Annotated in this window: 6 protein-coding genes; 3 read left to right on the top strand and 3 right to left on the bottom strand. The window is 67.1% G+C overall.

The features are described 5' to 3' along the window. Nucleotides 1-63: 63 nt before the first annotated feature. Both EAX62_RS12825 and EAX62_RS12830 read right to left on the bottom strand, forming a co-directional pair. Nucleotides 64-2,667 carry a glycosyl hydrolase gene (locus EAX62_RS12825; protein ID WP_158600673.1) on the bottom strand — a complete coding sequence of 868 codons (2,604 nt, stop codon included), beginning with the start codon at nucleotides 2,665-2,667 and terminating at the stop codon, nucleotides 64-66. 163 nt (nucleotides 2,668-2,830) lie between these two features. After that, nucleotides 2,831-6,064, bottom strand: a complete 3,234-nt coding sequence (locus EAX62_RS12830; protein ID WP_121902093.1) for a glycosyl hydrolase — start codon at nucleotides 6,062-6,064, stop codon at nucleotides 2,831-2,833. Nucleotides 6,065-6,231: 167 nt separating this feature from the next. Between EAX62_RS12830 and EAX62_RS12835 the strand changes: the two genes are divergently transcribed. From EAX62_RS12835 to EAX62_RS12845, 3 genes are read left to right on the top strand one after another with little or no spacing between them, the layout of a single operon-like run. Continuing rightward, nucleotides 6,232-9,753 (top strand): glycoside hydrolase family 38 N-terminal domain-containing protein, encoded by a 3,522-nt coding sequence (locus EAX62_RS12835; protein ID WP_121902094.1) that lies wholly within the window; start codon nucleotides 6,232-6,234, stop codon nucleotides 9,751-9,753. Further along, nucleotides 9,750-10,028, top strand: coding sequence for a hypothetical protein (locus tag EAX62_RS17400; RefSeq protein ID WP_325048830.1), 279 nt, complete (start codon nucleotides 9,750-9,752; stop codon nucleotides 10,026-10,028). The genes EAX62_RS12835 and EAX62_RS17400 overlap by 4 nt, the downstream gene beginning before the upstream one ends. After that, nucleotides 10,025-11,455: a sulfatase family protein gene (locus EAX62_RS12845; RefSeq protein ID WP_121902095.1), complete on the top strand. Its 1,431-nt coding sequence runs from the start codon at nucleotides 10,025-10,027 to the stop codon at nucleotides 11,453-11,455. Before EAX62_RS17400 ends, EAX62_RS12845 begins: the two co-directional genes overlap by 4 nt. Here the strand turns inward: EAX62_RS12845 and EAX62_RS12850 are convergent. Then, entirely contained in the window at nucleotides 11,449-14,628 is a 3,180-nt protein-coding gene (locus EAX62_RS12850) for a glycoside hydrolase domain-containing protein (RefSeq protein WP_199711282.1), read from the bottom strand. The genes EAX62_RS12845 and EAX62_RS12850 overlap by 7 nt on opposite strands. Nucleotides 14,629-14,756 lie beyond the last annotated feature (128 nt).

Here is a 14,756-nt window from a genome sequence, read left to right on the forward strand (position 1 = left end):
GCACACTCAACGGGGCGGGCCCGGCTGCTGCCGGACCCGCCCCTTCAAGTGTTGCCCAAGGTTTCAGGCGAACAGCACGATGTTGTTGAAGACCCACTTGTTGACCATGGCGTAGCGCCAGGTCCCGCTGGATGCCCTCGTGGACTCAACCACTGTTGCCCAGATGTAGCTGCGGCAGCCGTTGCGACCCGTGGCGGCGGTGTCGCACTCGGTGCGCCACTGACGACCCTCCGAGCTGGTCCACTCACCCGTGTGACCCAACGGGTTCTTGGCCCACGCGGCCCGCGCCGACGGCAGGTACGTCAGGTTGTTGAAGAACCAACCGGTGGCCTTCACGAACTTCCCACCGGCGTTGGTGACCTGGGTGGCCCAGATCTCCGTGGTGCAGCGCCACGTCATCGAATACGACTCACACGTGGTGAACCACTTGCGGCCATTCACGCTGTGATACCCCGGCGTCGTGTACACATCACCGCCGGAGGGCGGCCTGGGCGTCACCGTGACGGTGGTGGTGGCGGTGGCCGTGGGACCGCTCGTCGCCGTCGCCGTGGCGGATGGGGTGGGCGACGGCGTGGGCCCGTCGACGACTGCCCGAAGATTGTCCAACCCGATGCTGCCAGGTGTGGAATAGCTGTCGGTCTTGTTCATGAACACGTAGAACTCGGTGACAGATTTCAGCAACTCCGGCGTCACGCGGACGTCAGCGTTCTGGGTGTCCCACGGTGGTGGCCGGAAGTCGCTGAAGCTGATGGACACGTCAGTCGACTGCGTGCCGGCCAACGAGGGGTACGCCTCGAAGGTCTTGCCGCCGGCCTTCATCTGGAGGACCAACTTCTGGTTGGATCCATCGGGGTCCAACCACATGTTCATGCGGGTGAACGCCGACCAGTCCTGACCTCCGCCGGTGAGTACCTTGCCGAAGCCCTGGTAGTCACGCGCCGAGAAGTCGTAAGAGAAAATTGCACCCTTCGAGGCCGACTCGCCGACCCCGAGGGTCAGCGACGTTGCCGGGACATTGTTGAAGGCGAAGGCCGCCTGCAGGGCGGCGTCGTCGCCGTAGCCCTCAAAGTCATCAATGACACCGACGGGCAGTTCAGGAGCTGCACCCAGCACGATCGAGGACGTCACGTCCCGCGCGTCACCTGCGGTGTAGGTGGCGTGGACGGTGATGCTCACCGTCTTGTTGGACAGGTCCGCGGCAGCGATGTTCCACAGCGCGGAGTAGTAGCCCTCGGCGTCGAGCGAGAGTGCATGCTCTGTGGCGTCGTCCCCGACGGTGAACCAGACCTTGGTGGGCACATCGACCGTGGTCTTCGCCCGCACTGTGGTCTGCGCCTCGGTGACGCGCACACCGTCAGCCGGCGACACAAGCCGCAGGGTGGCCTGCGCGGGGGCCGCCTCCGCCTCGCGTGTCAACGCGTCTGCGGGAATGTTGCTGGCGAAAACCGTGTAGGGGTCGTTGTAGAACGCGAGGAAGTCCTGGTACATCTCGTGTTCGGGCACGTTGCCGTAGGCGGGGTAGGGGATGTAGAACTCGTTTTGACCCCAGTCCGACCAGGTCAACATGTAGGCCATCCTCTTGGCCTTGGGATTGGCCTTGATGGCCTTCAACAGGTCCGTGTAGAAGGTGAGGCTCTTGTTACCGGTGGGTTTGATGGTGCGGTCGCCGTTGCGGCCAAACTCGGTGAAGGTGGCGATCTTGCCATGCTCGTCAGCGAGATCTGACAGCATCGCGAGGTCAGTGACGGCGTTGTTGATCCAGGTGTCGGAGTTGTCCGGCTCGTTGCTGTTCTCGTAGGCGTCATAGCCCATGACGTCGACCCACTGGTCGCCGGGGTAGGTGGCCAGGTAGCGCTCAGCGTCCCCGCCGAAGTTGCCATTCGGCGAGAAGGCGTACAAGAAGTTGGACACCCCCTGGGTGTCGCGCAGGTACTCCACTGTGTAGCGGAACAGTTCCTTGTACTCCCCCGGGGTCGTCTGCGAGGAACCCCACCAGAACCATGAACCGGTGTTCTCGTGGAAGGGGCGGAAGACGATCGGGATCAGTTTCCCGTTGTCGTCCACTGCGGCCTTCGCGGTGTCTGCGATCAGGTCAAGATACTCGTTGAACTCGGCGTTCTTGTCGCCTCCCGGCAGGATGTGGCTGACCACACGTCCCCGGTTGTCGTTGAAATTCTCGCCCGTGACGAAGTTCCGCATGTGGGCGCTGATGGTGCTGATTCCACCCAACCGGTGTGCCTGCTTCAGGCCGTCGGCGAAGGCTGTCACGTTCTGGGAGTCCGTGTTGGTGGCTTTGCCCGGACCTTCGAGACCCTCCAGGATCAACGTGTCCCAGCCGAACACCGCTGGGTAGTCGCCCGTGCCCGCGTGGATGTCGGAGTTGGTGCCGTTGGGCTCCGAGAAGGTCAGACCGTTGTCGATGTCGTGCTGGTGCCCGAAGAGGATGCCTTGGCCGCGGGTGTCGTTGAGGTAGGACCACAGGGAGCGGGTCTCCGGAGAGGCATGCGTGTCGACGATGTTGACGACCCCCTCGGGCGGAGGTGCAGCCTGGGCCGTGGTGCTGGACAGACCGGCGCCCACGGCGCCGGAGACCAGCATGGCTGCGGTGGCGGCGAGGGCCAGTATCCCTGTGCCTCGACGGCGCGTACCACTGCGGATTGATGTCATTCGCTTCTCCATTGAACGATCGACTGGGGTATCACCCCGGCCGTCCCGATCGGACGACGGTTCCACAGTAAGCTAACTTCAATAAGTTAATCAAGGAACTTCGAGATCAAAGGGGCGGGCCCGGCGTGTGCCGGACCCGCCCCGTTCTGCGGCTGCGCTGGGCTCAGGAGAACAGCACGATGTTGTTGAACACCCACTTGTTGACCATGGCGTAGCGCCACACACCGTTGGAGGACCGCGTGGAATCCACCACCGTCGCCCTGATGTAGCTGCGACACCCGTTGCCACCGGTGGCCGCAGTGTCACACTCAGTGCGCCACTGACGACCCTCCGCACTGGTCCACGCACCCGTGTGACCCAACGGGTTCTTGGCCCACCCGGCCCGCGCCGACGGCAGGTACGTCAGGTTGTTGAAGAACCAACCGGTGGCCTTCACGAACTTCCCACCGCTATGGGTCACCTGGGTCGCCCAGATCTCCGTGGTACAGCGCCACGTCATCGAATACGACTCACACGTGGTGAACCACTTGCGACCATTCACGCTGTGATACCCCGGCGTCGTGTACACATCACCCCTGGACGGCGGCGTCGCCGTGACCGTCGTGGTTGTTGTCGCGGTCACGGTGGGCATCACCGTCCCAGTCCCCGTGGGCGCGCTCGTCGCCGTCGCAGTCGGAGAAGGCGTGGCCGTGGCGGTGGGTGACGTGGACGGGGTTGGCTCCGGTCCGCTCGCCCCGGTGACCCTGAGGTCATCGAGGACGATCGCACCGATCACCTTGTCATCCGAGGCCTTCGTGATGAAGATCGCGAATTCCGTGACGGACTTCAACTCCTCGGCCGAGGGCCGACGTGTGGGGTCGAGGTTCTGGTACGAAGCCGGGACCGCATCCGCCACCGCCAGAGAGAACTCGACGGGCTCGGTGCCCCCGCTGGAGGCGTACACCTCGTAACTGACGTCGCCGGCCTTGAACTGCATGACCACCTGCTGGTTGGAGCCGTCCGGCAGCATCCACCCGGTGATGCGCTCGGAGCCTGACCAGTCCGCCGTGAGGCTGCGGGCGACGCCCGCGTAGGTCACGCTGGAGAAGTCGAACGCGAACTTCATGGCCTGGGTGCCCGTGCCCGAGATGGGGGCCACCAGCGACAGGTCGCTCTGGTTGTTCCTGCGGTTCCACGCCGTCTGCAGGGCGGCGTCGTCGGCGTAGGACTCGAAGTTGTCGATACTGGTGGCGCCAACCGGCGGCGTGGTGACCGTGGCAGAGGGGGACGGGGACGGGGATGTCACGGGCCCCCCGGGCAACGGTTCACCCTCGCCGGCAACAGCCTGGAGGTTGTCCAGAGCGATGCTGCCGGGTGTGGTGTAGCTGTCGGTTTTGTTGATGTAGACGTAGAACTCGCTGACCGACTTCATGAGCTCCTGCGTGAGTCGCTTGTCCTTGTTCGCGCTGTCCCACGGCGGGGGACGGAAGTCGGAGAAGTGGATCGACAGGTTCTGGGGCTCCGTGCCGGCCAGGGACGGGTAGTACTCGAAGGTCTGGCCGCCGGCCTTCATCTGCAGCACGAGCTTCTGGTTGGAGCCGTCAGGATCGAGCCACAGGTTGAATCGGTTGAACGCCGACCAGTCCTGCCCGCTCTCGAGCACCTTGCCGAAGCCCTGGTACTCCTGCGCGGTGAAGTCGTAGGCGTAGCCCACACCCTGGGACCCGGCGGCGCCGGTGCCCAACGCCAGCGCGGAGGACGGGGTGTTGTTGAAGGAGTAGGCCGCCCGGAGTGCGTTGTCATCCCCGTACCCCTCGAAGTCGTCGATGGTTCCCACGGGCAGCTCCGGTGTCGAGCCGAGAACGATGGAGGCGGTCGCCTCCATGGGGTCGCCCGTGGCGTAGGCGGCGTGGACGGTGACCTGAACGGTCGCGTTCGTGAGGCCGTCCTCGCCGATGTTCCACGCGGCGGAGTGGTAGCCGTCGGCCCCCAGTGTGAGCTCGTGTTCCACGGCATCGCCGGAGACGGTGAACCACGCGCGGGTGGGCACCTTGAGGGTGGCCTTGGCGCGAACGGTGACGCTCGGCGTGGTCACGCGCACACCGTCGGCCGGGGAGACCAGGCGAAGGGTCGGCTGTGCCGGTGCCGCCTCAACGTCCCGCGTGAGTGCGTCGCTGGGGATGTTGCTGGCGAAGACCGAGTAGGGGTCGTCGTACATGGCCGTGAAATCCGGGAACATCTCGTGCTCGGGTGTGGAACCGAAGGCGGGGTAGGGGACGTAGAACTGGTCCATTCCCCAGTTCTGCCACGTGAGCATGTAGGCCATCCTCTTGGCCTTCGGGTCGTTCTTCATCGCGGTCAGGAGATCGGAGTAGAAGTTCAGGCTCTTGTTGCCCGTCTCCTTGATGGTGCGCTCACCGTTGCGCCCGAACTCGGTGAACGCGGCGATCTTGCCGTGCTCGTCCGCCAGGTCCGAGAGCATCCTCAGGTCAACGATGGTCCCCCCGATCCAGGCATTGGAGTCATTGGCGTCGTTGTTGCTTTCGTAGCCGTCGTAGCCCATGACGTCGACCCATTCGTCACCCGGATAGGTGGCCAGATACAGGGCCTTGTCACCGGCGAAGGTGCCGTTCGGGGAGAAGGCGTAGAGGAAGTTCGACACGCCCTTGGTGTCGCGGAGGTACTCCACCGTGTAGCGGAAGAGTTCCTTGTACTCACCCGCAGTCGTTTGCGCCGCTCCCCACCAGAACCAGGAGCCGGTGTTCTCGTGAAAGGGTCGGAAAATGATGGGGATGAGGTTGCCTTCGGCGTCCACGGAGGCATCCGCCGTGGCGGCGATCCGGTCAAGATAGGCGTTGAACGCGGCGTTCTTGTCACCTCCGGGCAGGATGTGGCTGACCACGCGCCCGGTGCTGTCGCTGAAACTGCCGCCGGTGACGAAGTTGTTGATGTGGGTGCTGAATGTCACGATGGCGCCCGCGCCGTGTGCCTGCTTGATGCCGTTGGCGACGGCAGCCACGTTCTCGGCGTCGGTGTTCGTCGGCTTTCCCGGGCCCACGGACCCCTCCAGACTCAGCGTGTCGATCCCCATGATGGCTGGGTAGTCACCGGTGCCGGCATGGACGTCGGACTTCACCCCATCCGGTGTGGAGAATGTGACGCCATTGTCCAGGTCACCCTGGTGGCCAAAGAGGACGCCCTCGCCCCGAGTGCCGTTCAGGTAGGACCACAGGGACTTCGTCTCCGGCGTGGCGGAGGTGTCGACGATATTGGCGATGCCCGGCTCCGGCTGCGCGGCGTGGGCGACGCTCTGGGACATGCTGGCGCCGATGGCGCCCGACACCACGAGTGCGGCAGCGGCGGCCATCGCAAGCACGCCCCTGCCCCGCTGGCGTGGGCCATTGCGGATGTTTGTCATGCGGTTCTCCGTTGAACGAGCTACTCGGGCACAGGCCCCGGCCTCCCGACTGTGGAAGGCACTACCCACTCTAAGCTAACTTTGATAACTTGATCAAGTATGTTTGGGATCGGCGCCACCTGGCAAGGACTGCCGTGACCCCCACCACTCGGAGGACCGATTCACCGATGACTGACACCACACTCTTCACCCTCACACCCGCTTCAGCTCCTCCCGCGGCAGGCCCGTGGACGCTGTGTGACGGGGTGAACACAGCCGTCATCCGCTGTGCGGCACAGGATCCCTCAACGCCCACCGGGGGCGCACTACCCGCCGTCCACCCGGGCGTGTTCGACGCAACCGGGGGCATGTCCTCCCATCGCGTTCGCGTGCACTTCACCGTGGGCGAGGCCACCGACGCCGTCCTCCGGCTCAACTTCTCCGCGGAGAGGGGCCCCTGCCCGGACCTGGAGGTGGTGCTGGACGGGCACCACCGGGGCATCTTCCACCCGATCGTGGAGCGCAACGACCGGTCGGTTACCGGCGAGCCCGGCCCGGTGGCGGGCCCGGGGACCGTGGAGGTGTCACTCCCCGCGGCATGGTTGTCACCGGGAGAGCACAGCCTGGACGTCTCCACAGTGGTGGACGAAGCCTCAGCCATCGGCGACCGCAACGGCGCCACACATGACGTGCTGCGCGCCCCCCGTGAGGAACTGCCCCTGGCCCGGGACACCTACGGGTCATGGTTCGGCGCCTACCTGCGGTGGAACCGCATCTCCCTGCACGCGTCCGAACCCCTCACGGACGGGCCTTCAGTCACGGTGAACGCCACGCCATTCTTCGTGGCCACCCCTGAGGGCGACCGCCCGCTCGTCGATCTGGACGTGACCTGGCCCGCCGGCGCCCCTGCCCCGGTGGGCCTGACGGTGCACTGGGGTCACCACGGTCCCGAACTGCCGGTGCCCGCCGTGCCGACCGACCGCGACTTCGGCCAGTTCCGCTGGCGGTTCGCAGCTCCAGCCTTTGATGAGCCGGTTCCCGTGCGCGTCGCGGGTGACACGCTCGTGTGTGCAGTGGAACTCACCCCGCGCCGGAAGTGGGACCTGCACCTGATCCCGCACGTGCACCTCGATCTCGGGTTCACGGACACGCAGGGCAAGATCCTGGAACTCCACTGCCGCAACATCGACCGTGCGCTGGACATCATGGATGGCGACCCCACTTTCAGGTTCGCCGTCGACGGCAGTGTGATCGCCCGCGAATACACCCGGACCCGGCCGCCACGCCAGGTGCAGCGCATGATGGACGCCATCAGCCGGGGAGACCTGGGCGTCAACGCCCTGCACAGCAACGCACTCACGGGCCTGACGAGTCTCGAGGAGCTGTACCACTCCACCGATTTTGCCCTGACGTTGCCGCGCTCCAACCGCACCAACACACGGTATGCAAACCTCACCGACGTGCCCACCTGCACGAGTGCCCTCCCGGGGGTGCTGAAGGCACTTGGCATCGACGGTTTCGTCGGGATGGCCAACCATGGTCGCGCCGCCACACGCACCAGCGATGACATTCACCTGGCCTCCCCCGTGCGCTGGCGAGGGATCGACGGCAACCAGGTCCTCGCTCATTTCGCGGACCACTACTCCCAGCTGCGGTTCCTCGCGGGGGACCCGCAGTCCATCGCCGGTGGCGTGAACGGTCTCGAGCGGTTTCTGGTCCGATTCGAACGCGAGGACTACCTACCCACGGACCTCGCCGTCATCGGCACCCATGCTGACAACGAGGACATAGCCGACGGGGACACCGGATTCGTCGAACGCTGGAACGCGGTCTTCAGCTATCCCCGATTCCGCGTCTCCACCTTCGACGAATACCTCGCCGCCGTCGAACCCCTGTACGACAGGCTTCCGGTGTGGCAGGGCGAGGGTGGCAGCTTCTGGGAGGACGGCGCAGGAGCGGCCGCTGCCGAGTTCGGGCGCTACCGCCGCACACAGGCACTGCTCCCCGCCACGGAAACCCTGGGCGCTGCCGTCTCCGCACACGATGCCGGCTACAGGACCAACCGGCACGAGCTCGACCGGGCCTGGAACGGTCTGGCCGTCGGGGCGGAACACACCATCACGTGGTCGCGGGGCAGTTCCCACCCCCACGCGTTCCCCGTGGCGGACCAGCTCGACTGGAAGGCCCGGTTCGTCCACGACGCCGAACGAGTCGCCGGGGATGAGAAGAATCGGCACCTGTCGCAGCTCGCCGAGGTCCTCGGCGCCACCGGCGCCGGGTTCCTGGTCTTCAATCCACATGCGTGGACGGCTGATCTGGACGCCGAGATCGACCTCCCCGACCGCGTGGAACTCGTCGACGCGGACGGGCCCATCCAGGTGGAGACGCTGTCCGACTGCGCGGGGATGCGCAGGTGCCGGCTCACGCTGCGCGCCATGGCACCGCACTCCTACCGTTTCCTGCCCATCACCTCTGCACTGCGCACCCTGCCCGGCGGCGAGTCAACCAACAGCCACGAGATCTCTGAGAAGCCGCACGCCACCTACACGGCACGAGCCGCGGACGCCACGATCACCGTTGGCAACTGGAGCCTCACGCTGGATCCGGCGACATCGCTGCCACGCAGCCTGATCCACGGGTCCTCCGGTCGCGAACTCCTGGACACGGGTGCTGACATCCGGCTGGGTCAGCTCATCCGCGCTGCGGGACGCGCCTCGCACGAGTCGCAGGACTTCTCCGTCCTGCCGGAGATCCACACCCACGAGCGACTGCGGAGCGAGTTCATCGAGAACTACGGCACCGGGGTGATCCCGTCCGCGCTTGTGGAGGAGTCCCCCCATCTGCAGTTCATCGGCGTCAAGGAGACCTTCGACGGCGCACGCCTGCGCTGGCTGGGGGGCGGGAACGGACTGGATGCAGTGCGGATGGATCTGCTGCTGCGGAGGGATGCGAACGAGATGGACCTCGAGGTCGAATTCACGAAGGCGGCCTGCCACGACATGGAGGCGGTCTACGTCGCCTTCCCGTTCGCCGACGCGGATCCTGTGCTGCGCTACGACCGCCAACTCGGGTGGGTGGAACCCGCACGGGACCACGCCCCGGGCGCATCCAACGAGTGGGGTGCACTGACCAATGCCATCGCGTTGGACGGATCGGGGGGTGCAATCCACTGGACCGCCATCGACGCCCCCCTGTGGTCTGCCGGCGACCTGGTGCGCGGCACCTGGGCATCCGAGTTCACCGTAGGCAACTCCCATCTCTTCTCCTTCGTGATGAACAACTTCTGGCCGTGCAACACCCCTCCCATGCAGGAGGGGACCGTGGCGTTCCGGTACCGGTTCGGCGTCGCCGAGTCCTTCTCCCCGTCCGCTGCAAGCCGCTTCGCCCGGACGGCGCGGGTGGGGGCCGCCATCGCCGAGATCCTGCCCCTCGACAGGTACATCCCCGGGGGCACCGCCGCCTACATGGAGGGGTCGTTGCTCGACCTCGGCGCCGACACTGACACCGAGGTGCAACTGCGGCAGGGCCACGACCCCGACGAATTCACCCTGCGGGTGGTCAACCTCGTGGCAGAAGCCCGAACGGTTACCCTCCGGGTCCCGGACGGTCTGCGCAGCACGCAGGGCGGCGCCGATCCCGGCGCCGTCACCGTCAACCTGCGCGGCTGGGGCGACGCCCTGGTCCCGCTCACCAGAAGGGACGCGTCATGACCACAGCCCGCATCACCGTCGACCGTGACTTCCTCGTCGGTCCGGTCCCACCCCGCCTCTTCGGCTCCTTCGTTGGGCACATGGGGTGCTGCGTCTGCACCGGCATCTATGAACACGGCCATCCGGAGGCCGACGAGCACGGCTTCCGTCGCGACGTCCTCGAACAGCCCGTCGGCCTTGTCGCGCTTCCCGTCGCGATCGACGGACCCTCCGTGATGCGGATGCCTCCCGCGCTCTCGTGGGCAGCCGTCGAACCGGAGGTCACCACGGCATGACCGGTGAGTCAGGACTGCCACAGCCCCCCAGCATGTTGATCCTCTACACCGATCAGTGGCGCTGGGATGCGTTGGGGTGCCTCGGCTCACCCGCCCTCACGCCGGTCCTCGACGCCCTGGCCGCGGACGGCGTGCACTTCGACCACGCCGTCGCACAGTCCCCGGTGTGCATGCCGAGCCGGGCGTCGCTGCTCACCGGTCGCTACCCCTCCGACCTCGGCATCACCCACATGGGGGTGCCCGTGCCTCCCGAGACCGAGACGATCGCCACCGTGCTCGGCCGCCGCGGATACTCCACGGCCAACATCGGAAAGCTGCACTTCCAGCCGCACGCCAACCGGGACCACGCAAGCCCCCACCCGTCCTACGGGTTCGACGAGTTGGTGCTCTCCGACGAGCCGGGTGTCTACGAGGACGACTACCGCGCCTGGGTCCGCACCCAGGACCCCGCAGCGTTGGAGGGTCTCAGTCCTGGCCTCCCTCCGGCCGCAAGGACATGGCAGGAAACCTTCGGGGAACACGACGGCATCCACGGCGCGGACCAGGCCCCCCGCAGCGACTTCGACGCAGTCCACGAGTTCCCGTACCCTCCGCAACTCACGCACACCGCATGGGTGGCCACCCGCACCATCGACCACCTCGCCGCCCTGGTCCCGGGCCAGCCGGCCCTCACCATCGCAAGCTTCTTCTCACCCCACGCGCCGTTCAACGTGCCGGCGTCCTACCTCGATCTGTACGACCGCGACCGGTTGCCGCTGCCCGACCTCTCCGCCGCCGAGCGCACCGGGCAGGACGCCGAGGGGCCCAGCGACGAGCAGATCCGGATGGTCCGTCACGGCTACTACGCGGCCATCAGCGAGGTCGACCACCACATCGGCCGGATCCTGGCCCACCTCGAGGACGCGGGGCGGGCGAACAACACCATCGTGGTGTTCGTCTCCGACCACGGCGAATGGCTCGGGGACCACCTCCGGTTCTCCAAGGGGTACCCCGCAGACGACCCGGTATCCCGCGTGCCCCTCATCATCCGCTGGCCCGACGGGGTGGTCTCCCCCGGCCGCCGGGTCACCGACATCGTCGAGCTCATCGACCTTCTGCCGACGTTGCTGGAGGCCTCGGCCGTTCCGGTACCCCGCACGCTGCAGGGGCACTCGCTGCTCCCGGCCCTGCGCGACGAGGTGCTGAACCGCCCCGCCATCGCCGTCACCGAGCACGCCGGCTGGCGCTCGGTCCGCACGCCGCGCTACCGCTACCTCATCCACGCCGACGGCACCGAATGCCTCTGGGACCTCGTCTCCGATCCCGGTGGCCACGTCGACGTCGCGGCGGACCCTGACCACGCCGACACGCTGGCGGAGCACCGGCGGCTGCTGCTGCAGCGGTTGCTGGAATCCGAGCGGCCACTCCCCCGCACCTGGCCCTACTGAGCCGCCACGTCGTCGAGGGCGAAGAGCTCAATCTGGGACAGAGCCACGGGTGACATCGCGCAGACGCGCACCGCCTGCCAGAGCCCGGTCGCGCCGAGCCGGAACGGGGTCGTCCGATGTGGGAGCAACGCCTCGTCGTGCGTGGTTCGCACCGTGGTGAACGTCTCTCCGTCGACGCTGACCTCCCACACCAGGGAGCCGACGGCGGCGGGCCCTGCAGCCGTCAGCGTCACGTCCGTCACGCCCACGGGCTCGTCGAAGAACCACCCCACCCACTGCCCCGGCGTCAGGGAAACCCCGGCGAGTGCCTCGTCGTCGAAGAGCGCGCTGGCTGCGATACCGGGATCGGAAGCGATCGCCCCAGCGCGAGAGCCCGTCAGGTCAGGGTGGTGGGCCCGGGGCGCGGACAGGTCTGAGCCCATTCCCACGGGATTCTCGTCCTCGTGGGCGAAGGTCAGCTCCAGCAGCGCATCCCCTTGCAGGGCATCCACAGGCAGCCAGCACCGGGACAGCGCGACGCCGTTGAGTCGAGCGCCAACCAGCACACGCGCACCTTGTCGCGATCGTGTCGAGCGGATCCGCAGCCGCTGTCCGCCGTCCCGGTGCACCTCGACGTCATCGAGCAGAGGGCATCCGATCAACAACTCGCCCGAGGCAAGCTCCACGGGGTACAGGCCCAGTGCGGCCCACAGCCACCAGGCGCTCATCTCGCCGTTGTCCTCGTCGCCGGGGAAACCCTGGGCGATCATGCTGCCGGCGAACAACCGCGCGGCCAGTGAATGCGCCGTCGCGCCCGCCCGCCAGGGCTGGTCGGTGAACGCGTACATGTAGGGGATGTGGTGGGCGGGCTGGTTCGAGATGGCGCACTGGCCGGAGCGCTGGGCCCGGGCCTCTCTCTGTTCGTGGATCACCGTCCCGTAGCTGCCGGCGAACCGTTGGTCCGCTGTTTCCGGTTCCGTGAACAGGGCGTCCAGGTGCGTGCGCAACCCGGCAGGTCCGCCGTACAGTGCCGCCAGTCCCGCACCATCGTGGACTGCGGTGACCGACATGCCCCACCCGTTGGTCTCCACGTTGTCGCCACCCCATGTGCGTGGGTCGAAGTCCTCGTCGGGAAACGACCCATCAGCCAGTCGCCCCCGGAAGAACCCGTGCCCGGGATCGAAGAGAGTTCTGTACGCCAGCGACCGGTTGCGGAAATAGCGGGCGAAGGCTTCGAGGCGCGGATCGTCCGTCTGCTCCGCGAGACGCCCTGCCAGGCGCCCGAGGCCTGCGTCGCTGATGGCATTTTCCAGGCTCCAGCTCATCCCTTCATGAACGTCACGGGACACGAAGCCGGTGAACCGGGCGGTCCCGATACCACTTCGACCCCGGTCCGGGTGCGGCGCCGGTTCACACGCGTTGCGCCAACCGCTCTCGAGGGCGGTGCCTGCATCGAGTCCGACACCCCACCGCTGGGCGTCCGCGAAGATCTGGTCGCTGGAGGTACCCACCATGCAGTCCTCGTACCCCGGTGCGCTCCATCGCGCCATCCATCCACCTCGCCGGTACTGCTCAAGGATTCCGTCGACCAGACGGCCCGTCAGGGGTGCATCCAACAACGCCAGAGCGGACCACACGGTGCGGTAGGTGTCCCAGTAGCCGTTGTTGACCACGAGGTCGCCGTCGCACACCGGCGCACCCGTCACCTGCGAGGTGTGAACTCCAGCCGGCACCATGGGGTCCGCGAACCGCCACACGGGTACCTCGGAGGTAGCGAGGTTCTCCGCGGAGGTGTTCGGATACAGGTGCAGCCGGTAGAGCGAGTGGGCAAGAATCGCGCGGCGCTCCTCGTCAGCCAACCCCCGGTGTGCGTACTCCCCCGGGGCCAGGGGCGGCACGACGACCCGATGCAGCAGCTTGTCCCATTCGTCTCGCGCCCGCCCGGCCAGTTCGTCCCAGCTGACATCGTCAGCCGCCTCGAGTGCCAGGGAGTGCCGGGCCTGCTCCGTCGAGAGGTAGGAGATGGCGACACGCACCTCAACGGCGCCGACGCCCGCGACGAACCCCGCCACATTGCCGTGGCCCGCATCGTCCAGATGACCGTGACCCGTCACCGGTGTGAGTACCCGTCCGGCGAAGAAGGTGCGCGGCTGGTTGCCCTGCTCGGGTGCTTCCGGCACCCATCCCTCGAAGCGGTCCGGGGCGGTGAATCGGAGCTGACCGGTGTCCTCCATCTGGTCGATCACGAACCCCACGACCGCCCGGTCGTCGACACCGACAACCCGGAAGGCGGCCGCGTGGCTGGTGGCGGTCACCTGGACAGCGAGCCCGCCGTCCAGCTCCGACGACCACCGGTGTGGCGCGGCGACCTCCGTACCGTCCACCATCCACCGCCGACGCCCATCCCTGGTGGACACTGGTCGCCCGCCCCACGGCATGAGTTGTACGACACCCCGGTCATCCATCCATGGGCTCGGCTGGTGCGAGAACTGGACGGCCTCCAGCCGGCGTCCGTCCGGGTCGTCGTGGACGAACGGCCTGTACGGCCAGCGGGAGTCGGATGCGTCAGTGGCGGGCGTGATGAAAGTGAAACCGTGGGGCACCGCCACCAGTGGCAGCGTGTTGCCCCGTGAGAAGCGGTCGCCGGAGTGGGTGCCGCGTCGCGTGTCGACATGCTCGGCAGGGCTTGGTGACTCCGGCCGGACCCACTCCCGCACAACAACCTCGACGACACCGCTCACGAGCCCGAGGTCGTGGTCTCGCAGCGACGACGAGCCGAGGACCACCTCCACCACGCCGGACTCGCCCTCGCGCGGTGCCAGGGAGACACTGTTGGCGTTCCACTGCTCCGGCATGCTCCACCGTGCCGCGAACTGGTCGTCGGCGGTGAGGGCAAAATCGTAGCGGTCACGCACCTGAGGGTCGTCGCTGAGCCGGGTGCCATCGGCAAAGCGCACGTCGACGGTGACTGCGAGAGCCGCCCAGGGGGCGTGGACGGCGGCGGGGCCGTCGGCGTAGAACGCCCAGTCGATGACGGTTCCGGGTGCGGCTTCCACGGCACCGTTGGGCAGGTCGAGGCGCAGCAGGCCCCCCGCCGGATCAAACTCGTAGCGATGGACGCGGCCGCCGAGGCACCCAGCCCGTGGCCGGGACGACGGAGGATCCTGTGGGCCGAGTGCTGGCTGGAGTGTCACGGGGTTCATCCTCTTCCTGGGCTCTGGCCCAGCGGGTGGGGGCGCGTCGATCATTGAAGCAGAGTGGGTACCAGCTCGAGTGCCAGCAGACACCTGGCGCAGCGACTACCGGCCGGGTCCGCGTCGAT

Source organism: Tessaracoccus antarcticus (genome assembly GCF_003688855.1).
Classification (GTDB): domain Bacteria; phylum Actinomycetota; class Actinomycetes; order Propionibacteriales; family Propionibacteriaceae; genus Arachnia; species Arachnia antarctica.